This window comes from Streptomyces sp. NPDC057002 (assembly GCF_042673825.1).
GTDB lineage: Bacteria > Actinomycetota > Actinomycetes > Streptomycetales > Streptomycetaceae > Streptomyces.
The window spans coordinates 279,828-297,221 of record NZ_JBHURZ010000008.1; the positions used below are offsets into that span (position 1 = coordinate 279,828).

The following is a 17,394-nucleotide window of genomic DNA, read 5'->3' on the forward strand; positions in this document are numbered from 1 at the left end:
CCCGTTACTCTGGGTTGTCCGCGAGAGATCTCGCCGCCCGGACGCAGTGGGCGAGAGCCGTGCGCGCGTACCCCGGGGAGGCCCCCGCGAGTCCGCACGCCGGGGTGACTGTGACCGCCTCCGCGAGAAGCCCCGGTGACAGCCCCAGCCTGCGCCACAGCGTCCTGACACCCATGACGCTACCGGCAGGGTCTGACAATGGGCCCTCCGCGCCCGGGACGACACCGGTGAAGAGCCGGGTGCCGGCCTCCACCGCCTCGCCGATCGAGTCGTCGTCACGCTCGGTGAGCAGGGAGAAGTCGAAGGAGACGGCCGCCGCGCCCGCCCGGCGGAGCAGGGCGAACGGGACGTCCGGTGCGCAGGAGTGGACGACGACCGGGCCGTCGGCGTGCACCCCGACGGCGTCGCGGAGCGTGGCCTCGACGATCTGGCGGTCGACGGCCCGGTGGGTGCGGTAGCCGCTGGCGCTCTTCACCTGGCCGCGCAGGACGGCGGTGAGGGACGGCTCGTCGAGCTGGAGGACGACGTGTGCGCCGGGGATCCGTCGCCGCACCTCGTCGAGATGCAGACGCAAGCCCTCGGCGAGGGAGGCGGCGAGGTCGCGGCAGGCTCCGGGGTCGGAGAGGGCGGCCTCGCCGTTGCGCAGCTCCAGGTTGGCGGCGAGGGTCCAGGGCCCGACGGCCTGGACCTTCAGCGGCCCTTCGTACTCCTGTGTGAACTCCTCCAGCGCGTCGAGGTCCTCGCCGAGCCAGGAGCGGGCCCGTTTGGTGTCCCGCCCGGGCCGGTCCCCGAGGCGCCAGCCGCTGGGCTCCACGCGCGCGTACAGCTCGACGAGCAGTCCGGCGGTCCGGCCGATCATGTCCGCTCCCGGTCCCCGGGCGGGCAGTTCGGGCAGGTAGGGGAAATCCTCGAAGGTTCCGGTGACGGTCTTGGCGGCTTCTCGGGCGTCGCCTTCCGGCATGGACCCCACACCGGTGGCGGCGCCGAACCTGAACTGGCTGTTTTCGCTCACCGGAGAAGCCTACGCAGCGGCTCCGCCGGGGTCAGTTCCCGGGCCGCACCGTCAGGTCGTTGACCTCGGCGTCCCTCGGCAGGTCCAGGGCCGTCAGGATCGTCGTGGCCACGGACTCCGGGTCGATCCACCTGGCGGCGTCGTACTCCTTGCCCTCCTGCTGGTGCACCTTGGCCTGCATGGGGCTGGCCGTGCGGCCGGGGTAGACCGAGGTGACGCGGACGCCGTTGCCGTGCTCCTCGTGCCGCAGGGAGTCGGCGAGGGCCTTCAGGCCGTGCTTGGAGGCGGCGTACGCGGACCAGCCGGCGTGGGCGTTGAGGCCGGCGCCGGAGTTGACGAACACCACGTGGCCGCGGGCGACGCGCAGCTGGGGCAGGAAGTGGCGGGTCAGCTCGGCGGGGGCGACGAGGTTGACGTTGAGCTGGTGGCGCCAGGTCTTCGGGGTGAGGTCGCCGACCGGGCCGAGGTCGACGACCCCGGCGATGTGCAGCAGGGAGTCCACGCGGTCGGGCAGCGACTGGTGGGAGAAGGCCCAGGAGAGCTTGTCGGGGTCGGCCAGGTCGCCGACGAGGGTCCGCGCCCCCGGGAACTCGGCCGCCAGCTCCTTCGCCCGGCCCGCGTCGCGCGCGTGCAGCACGAGCTCGTCCCCGCGCGCGTGCAGACGGCGGGCCACGGCCGCGCCGATGCCGGAGCCCGCTCCGGTGATCACATGAGTAGCCATGCCCGCCATGCTCGCATCAGCGTCAGGGGCCTCGGTCACTCGATGCCGCGGCTCTCCTCCAGGTAGGCCAGGGCGCCCACCGGCTCCTCCGCGAAGAACACCAGATCGGTGAGCGGGCGGGGGAGGAAGCCCTCGTCCTCCATGCGGCGGAACTGCTGCTTCAGACCGTCGTAGAAGCCCGCGGTGTTGAGCAGCACGACCGGCTTGTCGGTGTGGCCGTGCTTCTTCAGTTCCAGGATCTCGGTCGCCTCGTCGAGGGTGCCCGTGCCGCCCACCATGATGACCACGGCGTCGGCCTTCTCCAGGAGGAGCTTCTTGCGCTCGGCGAGGTCCTCGGCGACGACCATCTCGTCGACGCCCGGGCGGGCCTTCGCCGAGAGGAATTTCACGGAGACGCCGGTGAGCCGGCCGCCCGCCTCCTGCACCCCGTCGGCGACCACCTTCATGAGGCCGACGTCGGAGCCGCCCCACACGAGGGTGTGTCCGCCCTTGCCCAGCAGGGTGGCGAACTCCCGTGCGGGCCGGGTGTAGCGCTCGTCGAGGTCGGCGGCGGAAAGGAAGACACAGATGTTCATGAGCCCACCGTACGGGCACGGTCGGGCGCCGTGGTGACCCGCATTTTGGACTGCCGGTGCGGGAGTTCCTCCCAGTCGTCCATGAACCGGGCGTTCAGGCCGTGCTTCGCGGCGAGTTCGGTCAGCGTCCGGGTCCGGTAGTAGAAGTCCTCGTGGAGCACCTGGTGCTCCTCGCCCTCGGTGCGGTCGAACGTGAAGTCGAAGAAGCCGCCGGGCGCGAGGATCCGGCCGACGTGGGCGAAGCACTCCTCTATGACGTGCGGCGGCGAGTGCGAGAAGACGCTGTGCGCGTGCACGACGTCGAAGTGCGCGTCGGGCAGGAAGGCGAAGGTGAGGTCGTCGGCGAGCGCCAGGTAGGGCATTTTGGACTGGAGGCCCTCGGACACGAGGGTGTCCTGGGCGGCGAGCAGGATGTGCGGCGAGATGTCGATGCCGTAGTAGTGGCCGGCCTCGAGGTGGTCGATGAACAGGCGTCCGGCGCGCAGATTGCCGCAGCCGATCTCCAGCATCCGGTGCTGCGGCTGGAGGCCGTGCCCCACCAGGTAGTCGAACTGCATGCGCCCGATGCGCGTCCACGCCTCGCGGGAGGGGTTGTGCCCGACCGCCGCCTCCGCGCTGCGGGCCGCGTCGGAGGCCATGACGGCGCGGTAGTAGGAGATGTGGTCGCGGTACCGCAGCCGCAGCCAGGCGTCCCGCGCCGCGCGCCGGGCGTGCGCCGGTACCCGCCCCGGGTGGCGCAGGGCGTACCTGACCTGGTGGGCCAGGGTGCTGCGGTTTCCGGCCGGTTCGGCTGCTCGCATGGGGGCCTCCTGCGGCGAGGGAAGAACTCCGCTACAGCGTGCGCTGTATCGAAGGACTCGGCTACCCAAGGAGGGCGATCGTGACCAGAGGGCATCGCATCACCGTCGAACCGAGCGGGCGGCACGTGCGCGTGGTGCACGGCGGACAGATCCTGGCGGAGAGTGACCGGTCGCTGGTCCTGCGCGAGACGGGCTGTCCCGAGCGGTTCTACATCCCGGCCGAGGACGTGCGCCTGGACCTGCTCGCACCGTCCGGCACCCGGACACACTGCCCCTTCAAGGGCGACGCCTCCTACTGGTCGCTGCCGGACGCGGCGGACCTCGTGTGGGCGTATCCGGACCCCAAGCCGGACGTCGCGGAGATCAAGGACCACCTGTGCTTCTACGAGGTGGAAGTGATGTGATCGGCTGACGCACGGCCCGCCTCACCGATGAACACCCTGCCGTGCGGCAGTCTGCATGAGCATGGACAAGAAGATCCTTTCGCGCGACGGCACCCGCATCGCCTACGAGGGCACCGGACAGGGCCCCGCGGTCGTCCTGGTGAGCGGCGCGATGTCGACGGGCGGCACCCTGGCGCCGCTGGCTGTGTCGCTCTCGGAGCGTTTCCAGGCCGTCGTGTACGACCGGCGGGGCCGCGGTGCCAGCGGGGACACCGCGCCGTACGCCGTGGAGCGTGAGCTCGAGGACCTGGCGGCGGTGATCGAGGCGGTGGGCGGCGAGGCGCTCCTGTACGGCATCTCGTCGGGCGGGGCGCTGGCCCTGGAGGCGGCGGCCAGCGGACTGCCGGTGCGCCGCGTCGCGGTGTACGAGACGCCGTTCGCGATGTCCGAGGAGGGCGCCGAGGAGCGCGCGGAGTACACCGTCCGGCTGACGGAGGCGCTCGGCGAGGGACGGCGCGGGGACGCGGTCGAGCTGTTCCTGCGGCTGGCCGGTCTGGCCGAGGGGATGATCCAGGGCGCCCGCCAGTCCCCCATGTGGGCCGGCATGGAGTCGATCGCCGCGAGCCTCGCCTACGACGACGCCGTCATGCGCGACGGCCGGGTCCCCCGCGACCGGCTGGCCGCGGTGGGCGTCCCCGTCCTGGCGGTCGCGGGCGACGCGAGCCCCGGCTGGCTGCGTGAGGCGGCCCGGGCGATCGCGGACTCGGTGCCCACGGGCGCGTACCGCACGCTCCAGGGCCAGACGCACATGGTCGAGCCGAATGTGCTGGCGCCGGTGCTGACGGACTTCTTCCTGCAGGGCTGACGGGCCCGCGTCAGGCCACGCCCGCCGGCGCCCGGGTCGTCGAGGCGATCGTCGCCGAGCCCACCACACGCGTGCCGTCGTACAGCACGATCGCCTGGCCGGGGGCGACGCCGCGGACCGGCTCGGTGAAGGTGACCTCCAGGGAGCCGTCGACGAGTTCGGCACGCACCTCGGTCTCGCCGCCGTGGGCGCGGAGCTGGGCCGTGTAGGTGCCGGGGCCGGTGGGGGCGGCACCGCACCAGCGCGGCTTGATCGCGGTCAGGGCGCTGACGTCCAGCGCGGCGGCCGGGCCGACCGTGACCGTGTTGTCCACCGGGGAGATGTCGAGGACGTAGCGGGGCTTGCCGTCGGGGGCCGGGGTGCCGATGCGCAGGCCCTTGCGCTGGCCGATGGTGAAGCCGTAGGCGCCCTCGTGCGTGCCGATCCGTGTGCCGGACTCGTCGACGATGTCGCCCTCGGACCTGCCGAGCCGGTCCGCCAGGAAGCCCTGGGTGTCGCCGTCGGCGATGAAGCAGATGTCGTGCGAGTCGGGCTTCTTGGCCACCGCCAGGTCCCGGCGCTCGGCCTCCGCGCGGATCTCGTCCTTCGTGGTGACCGTGTCGCCGAGCGGGAAGAGCGCGTGGGCGAGCTGCCTGTCGTCCAGCACGCCCAGGACGTACGACTGGTCCTTGGCCATGTCGGAGGCGCGGTGCAGCTCACGGGTGCCGTCGGCGAGTGTGACGACCTTGGCGTAGTGGCCGGTGCACACCGCGTCGAAGCCCAGCGCGAGCGCCTTGTCGAGGAGGGCGGCGAACTTGATCTTCTCGTTGCAGCGCAGGCAGGGGTTGGGGGTGCGGCCGGCCTCGTACTCGGCGACGAAGTCCTCGACCACGTCCTCGCGGAAACGGTCGGCGAGGTCCCACACGTAGAACGGGATGCCGATGACGTCCGCGGCGCGGCGGGCGTCGCGCGAGTCCTCGATGGTGCAGCAGCCGCGCGCGCCCGTCCGGAAGGATTGGGGGTTCGCGGAGAGCGCGAGGTGGACGCCGGTCACATCGTGGCCGGCCTCGGCCGCGCGGGCGGCGGCGACGGCGGAGTCGACTCCGCCGGACATGGCGGCCAGGACGCGGAGGGGACGGGAGCGCTGCGGGGTTTCAGTCATAGCCCTTCCAGGGTACGGGGGCGCGGGAACCAGGGCTCACGAGTATCCGTTGACGATCACATGGGACAGCGGAAGGCTTCGAAGGACGGCGACCGGAAGGTCGGGCGTCGCGCGCTGCTGATCGGCGGGGCGGCGGCAGCGGCGGGCACGGCCGTGCTGGCCAGGGACGAGCTCGCGCGCCTGTGGTGGCGGACTCCCGGCGTCGAGAAGCCGCGCAAGGACGGCGAGGTGGACTTCGCGGGCGCGCGCTGGGTGGCGGCGTCGGAGGCGAACTGGCGCCGGGCGGACCGCCCCGACGACTTCGGCATAGACATGGTGATCGTCCATGTCACACAGGGCAGCTTCGACAGCGCGGTGAAGGCTTTCCAGGACCCGGGCCACAAGGCGGCCACGCACTACATCGTCCGCCAGGACGGGCACGTCGCGCAGATGATCCGCGAGCTGGACGTGGCGTACCACGCGGGCAACCGCGACTACAACGAACGCAGTGTCGGCATCGAGCACGAGGGCTTCGTGGACCGCCCGCAGGACCTCACGGAAGAGATGTACGAAGCTTCCGCCCGCCTCACGGCCCGCATCTGCGCGCGCTACGACATACCCGTCGACCGCGAGCACATCATCGGCCACGTGGAGGTCCCGGGCACGGACCACACGGACCCGGGGCCGCACTGGGACTGGGACAAGTACATGCGCCTGGTGAAGCGGGCGCGTACGGCTCCGGCCTGACCGGCCGGCCCCGGCGCGCTACGTCAGCCCCGCCGCGCTACGTCAGCCCCGCCGCCCGTGCCCGTTCCACCGCCGGGCCGATGGCCTTCGCGAGAGCCTTGATGTCGGACTCGGTGGAGGTGTGGCCCAGGGAGAAGCGGAGGGTGCCGCGGGCGAGGTCGGGGTCGGTGCCGGTGGCGAGGAGGACGTGGCTGGGCTGGGCGACGCCGGCGGTGCAGGCGGAGCCCGTGGAGCATTCGATGCCCTGGGCGTCGAGCAGGAGCAGCAGGGAGTCGCCCTCGCAGCCGGGGAAGGTGAAGTGCGCGTTGGCGGGGAGGCGGCCCTCCGGTGCGGGGTCGCCGCCGAGGATCGCGTCCGGCACGGCCGAGCGGACGGCGGTGACCAGGGCGTCGCGCAGGGCGCCGACCTCGCGGGCGAACCACTCGCGCTGCTCGGCGGCCAGCCGCCCGGCGACCGCGAAGGAGGCGATGGCGGGTACGTCGAGGGTGCCGGAGCGCACATGGCGTTCCTGGCCGCCGCCGTGCAGGACCGGTACGGGGGCGTGCTCACGGCCGAGCAGCAGTGCGCCGATGCCGTAGGGGCCGCCGATCTTGTGGCCGGACACCGTCATCGCGGCAAGGCCCGAGGCGGCGAAGTCCACGGGGATCTGGCCGAAGGCCTGGACGGCGTCCGAGTGCAGGGGGACACCGAACTCCGCTGCCACGTCGGCGAGTTCCCGGATCGGCAGGATCGTCCCGATCTCGTTGTTCGCCCACATGACGGTGGCGAGGGCCACGTCGTCGGGGTCGCGGGCGATCGCCTCGCGCAGGGCGTCCGGGTGGACGCGGCCGTGGGCGTCGACGGGCAGGTACTCGATGGTGGCGCCCTCGTGTTCGCCGAGCCAGTGGACGGCGTCGAGGACGGCGTGGTGCTCGACGGGGCTGGCGAGGACGCGGGTGCGGGCCGGGTCGGCGTCGCGGCGTGACCAGTACAGGCCCTTGACGGCGAGGTTGTCGGCCTCCGTGCCGCCCGAGGTGAAGACGACCTCGCTGGGGCGGGCGCCGAGGGCTTCGGCGAGGGTCTCGCGGGCCTCCTCGACGGTACGGCGGGCCTGCCTGCCGGATGCGTGGAGGGAGGAGGCGTTGCCGGTGGCACCCAGGTGCGCGGTGAGCGCCTCTGCCGCCTCCGGGAGCATCGGGGTGGTCGCGGCGTGGTCGAGGTAAGCCATGGTGAGCCCGATTCTACGGCTCCGGTTCCACGGGCCTCAGAGCAAGGTTGGCCGAACGTGAACCGCTTTCCCGCGCGGCTGCGGCCCGTCGTCCCCGGGCCCGGCCGCGCCGTGCCGGCGCACGGTCGTCCGACGGCGGCTCAGAAGCTCCAGGAGATCGTGCTGTCGAACTCCATGAACGCCGCCAGCACCAGCAGGTCGGCGATGCCCAGGCCCAGACCCAGGTAGGCGCGGCCGGGGCGCGCGGTGCCGCGCCACAGGGCGACGCTCGCCAGCACGATGGCGGTCGGGCCGAGGAAGAGGTTGAGGACGAGCAGGCCGAGGAGGCCGAGGACGAAGGACGCGACGGCCATGCCGTCGGTGTCGCGGATTCCGGTGCGGCGCGTGGCCGGAGCGGTGAGCTGCATGATGATCGACTCCCAGTCGGGTCGGCGGGACGGTGGTCAGTGGGCCTGCGTGTGGCGCCGGCGGCTGTGGCGCTCGCGGATCGCGAAGATGCCGAGCCAGGCGGCGATGACCACGCCGGCGGCGACGGAGAAGGTGAGCGGCGCGTGGGCCACGGTGCCCAGCACGACCCCCAGCAGCAGGAGTGCGGCGACGATGAACAGCATGGGAAGAGCCCCCAGGGTTTCGGTGAACGGTTGTGGTTACAGTTGTTCACTGACTTCCCAGTCTAGCGCCTCCCATGACTTTCCAATTCCAGAGAACAGTTGTTAACTGCATGGTATGAGTCACACCCTCGGCATCCGGCAGGCCCAGAAACAGAAGACCCGGCAGGCACTCCTGGACGCGGCCCTGCGGCTGCTGGAGGAGCAGAGCCTGAGCAGCCTCGGGCTGCGCGAGGTCACGCGCGCCGTGGGTGTCGCCCCGACGGCCTTCTACCGGCACTTCCGCTCCACCGCGGATCTGGGCGTGGCCCTGGTCGAGGAGGCGCTGGGCAGCCTGCACCCGATGATCCGGACGACGGTGTCCGCGACGGGCGACCACGAGGAACGCATCACGCGTGCCATCGAGCTGATCGCCCGTCACGTCGACGGGTACCCCGCACATGTCCGGTTCATCGCCCGTGAACGCCATGGCGGAGTCCAGCCGGTACGGGAGGCGATACGGGAGCAACTGGCCCGCTTCGCGCGGGAGGTCAAGGACGAACTGGCCAAGGACTCGGTGTCCGAGGGCTGGACCGAGGACGACCTTCTGATGCTCGCGCACCTCTACGTCGACCAGATGCTGATCACCGCGTCGCTCTTCCTTGAGGCACTGGAGGGCCCGGAGAAGGAGCGCGCGGAGCGGACCCGGCACGTCACGCAGGTGGCGACCCGCCAGATGCGGCTGATCGGCCTCGGCCGCCACCACTGGCTGGACTGACACCCGGCGCGCAACGCGGCGGGGCGGCACGCCCGTTCGCCGAGCACGCCGCCCCTGTCGTATCCCGGGGCCCGGCCGGGCCCCCGCACCTCTACGCCTACTGCTCCTTCTGCGCCTGCGGGGTCTGCTGCCCCTGCCCGCCCGAGGCCTGACCGCCGCCGCCCGGAGCACCGCAGCCGCCGCCCTGACCCCCGCCGGGACCGCCCTGCCCGCCGCCCTGAGCGCCGCCCGGCGCACCACTGGGCGCGCCCGAAGGCGCCCCGGACGGCGCTCCCGACGGCTTGGCACCTCCGGAAGCGGCTCCCGAAGGCGCCCCGGAGGGAGCCCCCGAGGGCGCACCGGAAGGAACACCCGACGGAGCCCCGGAAGGGGCTCCCGAAGGCGCCCCCGACGGGGCCTGGCAGGCCTGCTGCTGTCCGGAGCCGCCGCCGCTGTTCGAGGACGACGAGGAGTCACCCGAGCCGCAGGCCGCCAGAGCGAGGGGCGACAACGCCAGCAGGGCCACGGCGGGAAGGAGACGAGCACGCTTCATGAGAGACAGCTCCAGGGAGGATGAGGAAGTCCTGAGGCGAGCACTCAACCAACGCCGCTCAGGACTCCCCTCGGGACGCCCTGTGATCTGCCTGTCAGTGAGGCAAAGTTCAGCCGAGCCGGACCCGGGCGAGCTGCCGGGACTGGGCGACCAGCCGGCCGGCGCTGTCCCAGACCTCGGCGTCCTCCTCCAGGAAGCCGCCGGCGAGGTTGCGCGTGGTGATCGAGACGCGCAGGGGGCCCGGCGCGGGGCGGCAGCGGACGTGCACGGTCAGCTCGACCGTGGGGACCCAGCCCTTGATCCCGATCTCGAAGGCGGTGGGCGGCAGGGCGTCCACCGCGAGCAGCACGGAAAGCGGGTCGTGGTCGCGGCCGTCCGCGAGCCCGAACCAGGCGCGCATCTCGCCCTTGCCGGACGGCTGTCCGAGGGCCCAGCCCAGCGTCGAGGGGTCCAGCTTGAGCATCAGGCGGTCGGCGATGGCCGAGCTGCCGTCGACGGGGGCCGGCCCGTCCTCGGGGCCGAAGCATTGCTCCATGGGCGGGATCGCGGGCGGCTCGGCCGTCGTGCGGACGTCGTCGGGCAGGGCGTCCAGGTCGCCGTAGGAGGCGAGGACGCGGATGCGTTCGACCTCGCGGCCCTCGTCGTCGTACTGGAAGAGGGAGGCCTGGCCGGTCGAGAGGGTGCGGCCGGTGCGGGCGACGTCCGTGCGGACGACCGCCGGGCCGGGCTGGGACGCGGTCAGGTAGTGCGCCGAGACGGTGAACGGGTCGGAGTGCGGCAGGGCGTCCGCGAGCGCGCGGCCCAGGACGGCCAGCAGGTAGCCGCCGTTGACGGCGCTGATGATCGTCCAGCCGGCGGAGAGGTCGATGTCGTAGACGCCGGGTGCGCGGAGGGTGAGCGCGGTGTCGCGGTCGAACTCGCTGTCGCCGATCGTGGCCCGGACGGCCGGGGCGGAGGCTGCTTCTGGCATGACTGAACAGTACAAGAACTAACTACTAAGCGGTAGCTTTCTCACCCTGCCCAGCACTCCCGCCGGGTGAGACCCGGGCAATATCTCGGTAAGTGTCCGACTCGTCCGTACACCCGCGGGCCGTTCCCGTCCTCTGTAGGGGCATGAGCCTCACCGGGACCCCGTTCCTCTGCACGCTGGTCGTGCTGTCCGTCGTCGCCCTCGTGCTGCCGCTGGTCCTCTGGTCGCGCCTCCGCGGGCCCCGGCCCCTGCGCGCCGCGGCCCGGACACTGATGCTGCTGTTCGCGCAGGGGACGGCCGTGGCCCTGGTCTTCACCCTGGTCAACAACGCCAACAGCCTGTACGACACCTGGGGCGATCTGCTCGGCACCGGCGACCATGTGCGGCAGGCGGCCGATCTGGGCGCCGACGGCACCGGCGGCCTCGCCCTGAAGCGGCTGCCCAAGGTGCGCCAGGCCTTCGAGCCTGCCACCGGGCCCGGAATGCGCGCGGCCGGCGGGGTACGGGTCACCCAGCTCAAGGGCCGGGTATCGGGCGTGAACGCCGAGGTCTACGTCTGGCTTCCGCCGCAGTACGACGAACCGGCGTATCGGCATCACCGTTTCCCGGTCGTCGAGCTGCTGCCGGGCTACCCCGGCTCGGCGAAGGCCTGGTTCGGCTCGCTGCACGCGCAGGAGCAGCTGCTGCCGCTGATGCGGGACGGGCAGATCGCCCCGTTCATCCTGGTCGCCCCGCGCACCAGCCTGCTGCCCGGGGTGGACACCGGGTGCGCCAACATCCCGGGCACCGTCAACGCCGACACCTGGCTGAGCGTCGATGTGCCGAGGATGGTCATGGACAACTTCCGCGCCGAGTCCGCCCCGGGGGGCTGGGCCGTCGCCGGCTACTCGGCCGGGGCGCACTGCGCGGCCAAGCTCGCCGTCGCCCACCCCGACCGCTACCGGGCCGCCGTCAGCCTGTCCGGCTACAACGACCCGATCGGCGAACGCGACTCGCTCGCCGCGCAGAACCCCGCCCTGCGCGCCGAGAACAACCCCTACCTGCTGCTGCGCGGGGCTCCCGCCCCGCCGCGGATCGCGCTCTACCTCTCCGGCCAGCCGCACGACGGCTACGAGGCTGCCGTGGCTCTGGAACAGGCCGCGAAGGCCCCGACGACCGTGCACGTGGTGTTCGTGCCGAGCAGCGCGGGAGGTCACACCATGGCGCTGTGGCGGCCGCAGGTGGTCCCGGCGTTCCGCTGGCTGACGGAGATGACGGGCGACCATCCCGTCACGGCAGGAGGGGCTGCTCCTCCTCGCTCACCGTCGACCGCCGGTGCCACGCCCGCGGAGCTCGCCAGTGGTATCGCATCGCGAGCAGGCGCAGTACGAAGGCCGTGATCACCGCGAGGGCGCTGGTCAGCGGGGACAGGACGTCGTAGCGGATGCACAGCACGACCATCGTGGCGCCGACGATCGCCGGGACCGCGTACAGGTCGCGGTCCCAGCGCAGCAGCGAGGGCACCTCGTTGGCCAGCACATCACGCAGCACGCCCCCGCCCACCGCGGTCGCCAGGCCCAGACAGGCCGAGGCGGTCAGGCCGAGCCCGTACTCGTACGCCTTCGTCGTCCCGGCGACGCAGAACAGGCCGAGGCCGGCCGCGTCGAAGACGTTCACGGCGACCTGGATGCGTTCCACATGGGGGTGCAGGAAGAAGACCAGGAGGGTGGCGAGGAGCGGGGTGAGGAAGTACCCCAGGTCCGTGAAGGCGGCGGGCGGTACGGCCCCGATGACCAGGTCGCGGAAGAGACCGCCGCCCAGCGCGGTGACCTCGGCGAGGACGGCGATGCCGAACACGTCGAAGTTCTTCCGGACGGCCAGCAGGGCGCCGGAGATCGCGAAGACGAAGATGCCGATCAGCTCGAGCGAGTGCTGGACGGACGGGGTGAAGAGTTCCTGGAGCACCCGAACATTTTTACCCATGGCCGAGCCCCCGCCCCCCGGGTGAGGGGCGGGGGCTCGGACGGAATCACTTCTCGACGGAGGGCGTGCTGTTCTCCGCGGCGGCTTCGTGAGCCGAGGACAGCAGCTTGGTGTCCTGCGGCTGCTGGTCCTCGAAGTTCTCCGGGTGGTGGCAGGCGACGCGCTGCCCGGCCCGCAGCTCCACCAGCGGCGGCTCGGTCGTCTTGCACATCTCGGTCGCCTTCCAGCACCGGGTGTGGAAGCGGCAGCCGCTCGGCGGGGAGATCGGCGAGGGCACGTCGCCCCTCAGCAGGATGCGCTCGCTCTTGGCGCCCCGGCGCTTCGGATCCGGTACCGGCACGGCCGACAGCAGGGCCTTGGAGTAGGGGTGCATCGGCGACTTGTACAGCTGGTCGCGCTCGGCCAGCTCGACGATCTTGCCGAGGTACATCACCGCGATCCGGTCCGAGACATGCCGGACGACCGACAGGTCGTGCGCGATGATCACATACGTCAGGCCCAGCTCCTGCTGGAGGTCGTCCAGCAGGTTCACCACCTGCGCCTGGATCGACACGTCCAGCGCGGAGACCGGCTCGTCCGCCACGACCAGCTTCGGGTTGAGCGCGAGCGCGCGGGCGATGCCGATGCGCTGGCGCTGTCCGCCGGAGAACTCGTGCGGATAGCGGTTGTAGTGCTCGGGGTTGAGGCCGACCACCGACAGCAGCCGCTGGACCTCCTTCTTCACCCCGCCCTCGGGCTCGACGCCCTGGAGCCTGAAGGGGGCGCCGACGATCGTGCCGATCGTGTGCCGGGGGTTCAGCGAGGAGTACGGGTCCTGGAAGATCATCTGCACATCACGGCGCATCGGGCGCAGATCGCTCGTGCCGAGGTGCGTGATGTCCTTGCCCTCGAACTCGACCTTGCCGTCGGTCGGTTCGAGCAGCCGGGTGATCAGCCGGCCCATGGTGGACTTGCCGCAGCCCGACTCGCCCACGACACCGAGCGTCTCGCCCTTGCGGACCTCGAAGTCGATGCCGTCGACGGCGCGCACCGCGCCGGTCTGCCGCTGGAGCAGGCCCTTGCGGATCGGGAAGTGCTTCTGCAGGCCGGTCACCTTCAGCAGGACCTCGCCGTCGGCGGCGGAGTCCTTGGTGAGGGTGGCCCCGCTGGTGTCCGGTTTGCTCACCGGTTTCTCGTCGCTCACAGCTTCGGCGCAATCTCTTCGGTCCAGATACGCTCCCGCTGCTCCTGGGTCATGTGGCAGGCGGCCCAGTGACCGCCGCCGACCTCGGTCAGCTCGGGGCGGACCGTGCGGGTGACGTTGTCCTTCGGGATGTCCGCGTACGGGCAGCGCGGGTTGAAGGCGCAGCCGGACGGGAGGTTGATGAGGGAGGGCGGCGCGCCCTTGATCGGGATGAGCCGGTCGGTCTCCTCCCGGTCCATGCGCGGCATCGAGCCGAGCAGGCCCCAGGTGTAGGGGTGCCGGGGCTCGGAGAACACGTCCTCGGCGGGGCCGCGCTCCACGCACCGGCCGCCGTACATGACCAGCAGGTCGTCGGCCATCTCGGCGACCACGCCCAGGTCGTGCGTGATCATGATGACCGCGGAGCCGAACTCCTTCTGCAGGTCATGGATCAGATCGAGGATCTGCGCCTGCACGGTGACGTCCAGGGCGGTGGTCGGCTCGTCGGCGATGAGGAGCTCGGGGTTGTTCACCAGCGCCATGGCGATCATCGCGCGCTGGCGCATACCGCCGGAGAACTCGTGCGGGTAGCCGTCCACGCGCTTGGCGGGCTCGGGGATGCCGACCCGGTCGAGCATCTCGATCGCCCGCTGCCTGGCGACCTTCTTGTTGACGTCGTGGTGGACCCGGTACGCCTCGACGATCTGCTGCCCCACCGTGTAGTAGGGGTGCATCGCCGACAGCGGGTCCTGGAAGATCATGGCCATCTTCCGGCCGCGCAGCCGCCGCACCTCGTCGGGGTCGGCCGCGATCAGCTCCTGGCCGTCCAGCCACACCTCGCCGGAGACCTTGGCACGCGCCGAGCGGTGCAGGCCCATCACGCCCAGCGAGGTGACGGACTTGCCGGAGCCGGACTCGCCCACGATGCCCAGGGTCTTGCCCTTGCGCACGTCGAAGCTGACGCCGTCCACCGACTTGACCAGACCGTCGTCCGTGTCGAAGTGGATGCGCAGATCCCGTACGGACAGGAACACGTCGTCCGCGGTGGACGGGGCGACGGAGTCCGGTTCGCCGAGCGCGGCTTTGTCGAGCTTGCTCACGAGTACCTCACCCGGGGGTCGATGGCGGCGTACACCAGGTCGACGATCAGATTGCAGAAGACGATGAAGAACGCGGCGACCAGGGTCACGCCCATCACGATGGGCAGGTCGTTGTCCTTGATGGCCTGGACCGAGTAGGCACCGATGCCCTGCAGGGAGAACACGGTCTCGGTGAGCACCGCGGTGCCGACGAGGGTGCCGAAGTCCATGCCGAAGATGGTGACGATCGGGGTGAGCGCGGAGCGCAGGCCGTGCTTGGCCACGACCGTCGTCTCCTTCAGGCCCTTGGCCCTGGCCGTCCGGATGTAGTCCTCGCTCATCGTCTCCAGCATGCCCGCCCGGGTGAGCCTGGCGTAGAGCGCGGAGAAGAGGAAGGCGAGGCTGACCCAGGGAAGCACCATGTGCCAGGCCCATTCGGCCGGGTTCTCGGTGAACGGGACGTAGTCGATGCTCTCCCAGACGGGGATCTCGTAGACGAAGAGCGCGAGCAGGATCTGGCCGGTGAAGAAGATCGGGAGCGAGACGCCGGCGAGCGCGATGAACATCGAGATGCGGTCGATCGGCTTGCCCTTGCGCAGGGCCGAGATCACGCCGGTGGTCACACCGGAGACCAGCCAGATCACCGCCGCACCGACGGCCAGCGAGAAGGAGACCGGAATCCGCTGCTCCAACTGGGGCCACACCTCGATGTGGCTCTTGAAGGAGTAGCCGAAGCAGGGTGCGCCGCAGTGCGTCGCGTCGGGACCGAACTTGTAGTCGGCGCCGATCACGAGGCCCTTGATGAAGTCCCAGTACTGGACGTAGACCGGCTGGTCCAGGCCGAGGTTCTGCTTGATCGCGGCGACGGACTCGGGGTTCGCGTCCTTGCCGACGTACTGGGTGGCCAACTGGTCGGCCGTCTGGCCCCCGAGGCGGGGCACCAGGAAGAAGATGGCGAAAGTGACTGCGCTGACCACCAGCAGCAACAGCACCGCGCCCATGACGCGTCGGAGGATGTACGCAGCCACAGCTGTACGGCCCCGGGTGGCCGCGGCGGGATCGTCCGCCGCGGCCACCCGGTGCCTTCACCTGCCTTTCGAAAGGATCCGGCCTGCTGGGTTACTTCGAGGAGCTCATCAGCAGGTAGTCGTACATGCCGAGGTAGGCCTGCGTGACCGTGACATTGGCCGCGGACGTCGGCCTGAGCAGCAGGTTCTTGCGGTAGATGACGGGAACGACCGAGGCGTTGTCGAGCACCATCTTGTCGATGTCGCCCCACGCCTTGGTGCGGGCCGCGTCGTCGGTGTTGGCGATCGCGTCCGTCAGGGCCTTGTTGATCTTCGGGTCGTCCAGCTCCATCAGGTTGTTGCCGCCCGAGGGCTTGATGGCCGCACCGTTGATGATCTGGTCGAGGAAGCCGTAGCCGGTCGGCCAGTCGGCACCCCACGCCATCGAGAGCATGCCGAGCTTGTTGTCGTGGACGTAGCTCGGGACACCGGCGAAGTTGGAGAAGTACTTGCCGGAGGGGAACTGCTTGATCTCGATGTTGATGCCGATCTTCTTCAGCGACGCCTGGACGGCCGTGGCCTGCGCGACCTCGGCGGGCCGGTCGGAACGGGCCGTCAGGATCGTGTTGAAGCCGTTCGGCTTGCCGCACGCCTTCAGCGCCGCCTTGGCCTTGGCCACGTCACCCTTGTGACCCTCGGTCGCGTAGGTGTCGAACTTGGTGTAGCCGTTGACCGACGGCGGCAGCAGCGTGGTCGCCACGTCGCCCTTCGGCGAACCGCCCATGGCGTCGAGCACCGACTGCTTGTCGAGGCCCCACTGCACGGCCTTGCGGCAGTCGGCGTTGTCGAACGGCTTCACGTTCACGTTCAGCGCGATGTACTGCGTCGCACCGGCGTACGAGCTGTCCGTCTGGTCGGCGTACTTGCCGCGCAGCACCTTCGGCTGGGTCTGCGGCTGCACACCCGTGCCGGCCGCGTCAGCCGTGATCTTGTCGGAGAGCAGGTCGTTGTCGACCGTGACCGGGTTGACCTTGAACTTGATCGTGACCTTGTCCGGCAGGGCCTTGCGGACCGGGTCCGTCTTCGCGTCCCACTGCGGGTTGCGCACGAGGGTGGCGCTGCGGCCCTCCTCGTAGGACTGGAACTGGTACGGGCCCGTGGACTGGATGGCCTGCACGTACTTCGCGCCGGTGTCCTTGGACTGCTGCACCGGGGCCGTCTGCGAGAACGTCGCCAGGTAGTCGAAGTCTGCGAACGGCTGCTTCAGCTTGAAGACGATCGTCTGGTCGTCCGGCGTCTCGATGGACTTGATGCCCTCGGCGGACTTGTCCTTGTAGGGGCCCTTGTACTTGTCGCCGCCCTCCAGGTACGCCTTGAAGTACGTCGGGCCGTTGGACAGCGCCTCGGGCGCGAAGTTGGAACGCTCGATGGCGTACTTCACGTCCTTGGACGTCACCGGGGTGCCGTCCTGGAACTTCACACCCGTACGCAGCTTGTACGTCCAGGTCTTGGCGTCCGTGCTGGCCTTGCCGAGGCCCTCGGCGAGGTCAGGCACGACCTCCAGGCCGTCCTTGCCCGCCGCCGGTTTGAACGTGGTGAGCGTTCTGCCGTAGAGGCGGGAGAAGTTCTGCACCCAGCCGTAGTACGTGTTGCCCGGGTCGAGGGAGTCCGGCACGTCCGAGTGCTCGTACGAGACCGTCCCGCCCTTCTTGCTCGACGCGTTGACGATCGAGTTCAGCGCGGCGTCCTTCTTGCCGTTGCCTCCCCCGTCGTTGTCGTCACCTCCGCCGCCGCACGCGGCAGCACCCAGCGACAGTGCCAGGACCGACGCAACGCCGGCGGTCACCCTTCTCGTCTTCACCTGAGGAAGCCCCCTCATTCGATGGA

19 protein-coding genes are annotated in these 17,394 nt (G+C 70.8%); 5 read left to right on the forward strand and 14 right to left on the reverse strand.

The window, feature by feature from the left end; all coding sequences use genetic code 11:
* Positions 1-4 precede the first annotated feature (4 nt).
* From ACFT32_RS34440 to ACFT32_RS34455, 4 genes are read right to left on the reverse strand one after another with little or no spacing between them, the layout of a single operon-like run.
* The gene (locus tag ACFT32_RS34440) at positions 5-1,012 is read right to left on the reverse strand and encodes a methionine synthase (protein WP_382497096.1); all 1,008 of its coding nucleotides are present in this window, start codon (positions 1,010-1,012) and stop codon (positions 5-7) included.
* 31 nt (positions 1,013-1,043) lie between these two features.
* A complete protein-coding gene (locus tag ACFT32_RS34445; protein WP_382497422.1) occupies positions 1,044-1,742 on the reverse strand; it encodes an SDR family oxidoreductase in 699 nt (232 codons plus the stop codon).
* Positions 1,743-1,768: 26 nt separating this feature from the next.
* Complete coding sequence (locus tag ACFT32_RS34450) at positions 1,769-2,308, reverse strand: TIGR00730 family Rossman fold protein (protein WP_382497098.1); 540 nt, start codon at positions 2,306-2,308, stop codon at positions 1,769-1,771.
* Positions 2,305-3,108, reverse strand: coding sequence for a class I SAM-dependent methyltransferase (locus tag ACFT32_RS34455; protein ID WP_382497100.1), 804 nt, complete (start codon positions 3,106-3,108; stop codon positions 2,305-2,307). The genes ACFT32_RS34450 and ACFT32_RS34455 overlap by 4 nt, the downstream gene beginning before the upstream one ends.
* A gap of 80 nt (positions 3,109-3,188) precedes the next feature.
* On the opposite strand from ACFT32_RS34455, the gene ACFT32_RS34460 reads away from it, so the two are divergent.
* Both ACFT32_RS34460 and ACFT32_RS34465 read left to right on the forward strand, forming a co-directional pair.
* Entirely contained in the window at positions 3,189-3,512 is a 324-nt protein-coding gene (locus ACFT32_RS34460; protein WP_382497102.1) for a DUF427 domain-containing protein, read from the forward strand.
* A gap of 61 nt (positions 3,513-3,573) precedes the next feature.
* Positions 3,574-4,356: an alpha/beta fold hydrolase gene (locus ACFT32_RS34465; RefSeq protein ID WP_382497104.1), complete on the forward strand. Its 783-nt coding sequence runs from the start codon at positions 3,574-3,576 to the stop codon at positions 4,354-4,356.
* Between the two features lie 10 nt (positions 4,357-4,366).
* Here ACFT32_RS34465 and mnmA read toward each other — a convergent pair whose 3' ends face one another.
* Positions 4,367-5,497, reverse strand: coding sequence for a tRNA 2-thiouridine(34) synthase MnmA (gene mnmA, locus ACFT32_RS34470; protein ID WP_382497106.1), 1,131 nt, complete (start codon positions 5,495-5,497; stop codon positions 4,367-4,369).
* Positions 5,498-5,557: 60 nt separating this feature from the next.
* On the opposite strand from mnmA, the gene ACFT32_RS34475 reads away from it, so the two are divergent.
* Positions 5,558-6,223 carry an N-acetylmuramoyl-L-alanine amidase gene (locus ACFT32_RS34475; protein ID WP_382497108.1) on the forward strand — a complete coding sequence of 222 codons (666 nt, stop codon included), beginning with the start codon at positions 5,558-5,560 and terminating at the stop codon, positions 6,221-6,223.
* 37 nt (positions 6,224-6,260) lie between these two features.
* Here the strand turns inward: ACFT32_RS34475 and ACFT32_RS34480 are convergent, their stop codons facing one another.
* From ACFT32_RS34480 to ACFT32_RS34490, 3 genes are all read right to left on the reverse strand, one after another.
* On the reverse strand, positions 6,261-7,430 hold the full coding sequence (locus ACFT32_RS34480) for a cysteine desulfurase family protein (RefSeq protein ID WP_382497110.1): 1,170 nt from the start codon (positions 7,428-7,430) through the stop codon (positions 6,261-6,263).
* Between the two features lie 140 nt (positions 7,431-7,570).
* The gene (locus ACFT32_RS34485; RefSeq protein ID WP_382497112.1) at positions 7,571-7,837 is read right to left on the reverse strand and encodes a DUF4190 domain-containing protein; all 267 of its coding nucleotides are present in this window, start codon (positions 7,835-7,837) and stop codon (positions 7,571-7,573) included.
* A 36-nt stretch (positions 7,838-7,873) separates the two neighbouring features.
* Complete coding sequence (locus ACFT32_RS34490) at positions 7,874-8,041, reverse strand: hypothetical protein (protein ID WP_184598666.1); 168 nt, start codon at positions 8,039-8,041, stop codon at positions 7,874-7,876.
* A 115-nt stretch (positions 8,042-8,156) separates the two neighbouring features.
* Here ACFT32_RS34490 and ACFT32_RS34495 point away from each other — a divergent pair, with 115 nt between their 5' ends.
* Positions 8,157-8,795, forward strand: coding sequence for a TetR family transcriptional regulator (locus tag ACFT32_RS34495; RefSeq protein WP_382497114.1), 639 nt, complete (start codon positions 8,157-8,159; stop codon positions 8,793-8,795).
* Positions 8,796-9,436: 641 nt separating this feature from the next.
* On the opposite strand, the gene ACFT32_RS34500 is transcribed toward ACFT32_RS34495, so the two are convergent.
* Complete coding sequence (locus ACFT32_RS34500; protein ID WP_382497116.1) at positions 9,437-10,297, reverse strand: thioesterase family protein; 861 nt, start codon at positions 10,295-10,297, stop codon at positions 9,437-9,439.
* A 143-nt stretch (positions 10,298-10,440) separates the two neighbouring features.
* Here ACFT32_RS34500 and ACFT32_RS34505 point away from each other — a divergent pair, with 143 nt between their 5' ends.
* Positions 10,441-11,676, forward strand: a complete 1,236-nt coding sequence (locus ACFT32_RS34505; RefSeq protein WP_382497118.1) for an alpha/beta hydrolase — start codon at positions 10,441-10,443, stop codon at positions 11,674-11,676.
* Here the strand turns inward: ACFT32_RS34505 and ACFT32_RS34510 are convergent.
* The 5 genes from ACFT32_RS34510 to ACFT32_RS34530 all read right to left on the reverse strand — a co-directional run bounded on the left by ACFT32_RS34510 (position 11,567) and on the right by ACFT32_RS34530 (position 17,386).
* Positions 11,567-12,259 (reverse strand): trimeric intracellular cation channel family protein, encoded by a 693-nt coding sequence (locus ACFT32_RS34510; protein WP_382497120.1) that lies wholly within the window; start codon positions 12,257-12,259, stop codon positions 11,567-11,569. The genes ACFT32_RS34505 and ACFT32_RS34510 overlap by 110 nt on opposite strands.
* A 46-nt stretch (positions 12,260-12,305) precedes the next feature.
* Positions 12,306-13,424 (reverse strand): ABC transporter ATP-binding protein, encoded by a 1,119-nt coding sequence (locus ACFT32_RS34515; protein ID WP_382497122.1) that lies wholly within the window; start codon positions 13,422-13,424, stop codon positions 12,306-12,308.
* Between the two features lie 14 nt (positions 13,425-13,438).
* On the reverse strand, positions 13,439-14,521 hold the full coding sequence (locus ACFT32_RS34520; protein WP_382497124.1) for an ABC transporter ATP-binding protein: 1,083 nt from the start codon (positions 14,519-14,521) through the stop codon (positions 13,439-13,441).
* On the reverse strand, positions 14,518-15,528 hold the full coding sequence (locus ACFT32_RS34525) for an ABC transporter permease (protein WP_382497126.1): 1,011 nt from the start codon (positions 15,526-15,528) through the stop codon (positions 14,518-14,520). Before ACFT32_RS34525 ends, ACFT32_RS34520 begins: the two co-directional genes overlap by 4 nt.
* A 91-nt stretch (positions 15,529-15,619) precedes the next feature.
* The gene (locus ACFT32_RS34530) at positions 15,620-17,386 is read right to left on the reverse strand and encodes an ABC transporter substrate-binding protein (protein ID WP_382497128.1); all 1,767 of its coding nucleotides are present in this window, start codon (positions 17,384-17,386) and stop codon (positions 15,620-15,622) included.
* Positions 17,387-17,394: the final 8 nt, after the last annotated feature.

What these genes read in the sequence shown, in the direction of transcription:
- ACFT32_RS34455 (WP_382497100.1), bottom strand. Translation starts at nt 3,108, where the DNA reads ATGCGAGCAGCCGAACCGGCCGGAAACCGCAGCACCCTGGCCCACCAG.
- ACFT32_RS34530 (WP_382497128.1), bottom strand. Translation starts at nt 17,386, where the DNA reads ATGAGGGGGCTTCCTCAGGTGAAGACGAGAAGGGTGACCGCCGGCGTT.
- ACFT32_RS34475 (WP_382497108.1), top strand. Translation starts at nt 5,558, where the DNA reads ATGGGACAGCGGAAGGCTTCGAAGGACGGCGACCGGAAGGTCGGGCGT.
- ACFT32_RS34465 (WP_382497104.1), top strand. Translation starts at nt 3,574, where the DNA reads ATGGACAAGAAGATCCTTTCGCGCGACGGCACCCGCATCGCCTACGAG.
- ACFT32_RS34480 (WP_382497110.1), bottom strand. Translation starts at nt 7,430, where the DNA reads ATGGCTTACCTCGACCACGCCGCGACCACCCCGATGCTCCCGGAGGCG.
- ACFT32_RS34510 (WP_382497120.1), bottom strand. Translation starts at nt 12,259, where the DNA reads ATGGGTAAAAATGTTCGGGTGCTCCAGGAACTCTTCACCCCGTCCGTC.
- ACFT32_RS34485 (WP_382497112.1), bottom strand. Translation starts at nt 7,837, where the DNA reads ATGCAGCTCACCGCTCCGGCCACGCGCCGCACCGGAATCCGCGACACC.
- ACFT32_RS34495 (WP_382497114.1), top strand. Translation starts at nt 8,157, where the DNA reads ATGAGTCACACCCTCGGCATCCGGCAGGCCCAGAAACAGAAGACCCGG.
- mnmA (WP_382497106.1), bottom strand. Translation starts at nt 5,497, where the DNA reads ATGACTGAAACCCCGCAGCGCTCCCGTCCCCTCCGCGTCCTGGCCGCC.
- ACFT32_RS34500 (WP_382497116.1), bottom strand. Translation starts at nt 10,297, where the DNA reads ATGCCAGAAGCAGCCTCCGCCCCGGCCGTCCGGGCCACGATCGGCGAC.
- ACFT32_RS34450 (WP_382497098.1), bottom strand. Translation starts at nt 2,308, where the DNA reads ATGAACATCTGTGTCTTCCTTTCCGCCGCCGACCTCGACGAGCGCTAC.
- ACFT32_RS34505 (WP_382497118.1), top strand. Translation starts at nt 10,441, where the DNA reads ATGAGCCTCACCGGGACCCCGTTCCTCTGCACGCTGGTCGTGCTGTCC.
- ACFT32_RS34490 (WP_184598666.1), bottom strand. Translation starts at nt 8,041, where the DNA reads ATGCTGTTCATCGTCGCCGCACTCCTGCTGCTGGGGGTCGTGCTGGGC.
- ACFT32_RS34445 (WP_382497422.1), bottom strand. Translation starts at nt 1,742, where the DNA reads ATGGCGGGCATGGCTACTCATGTGATCACCGGAGCGGGCTCCGGCATC.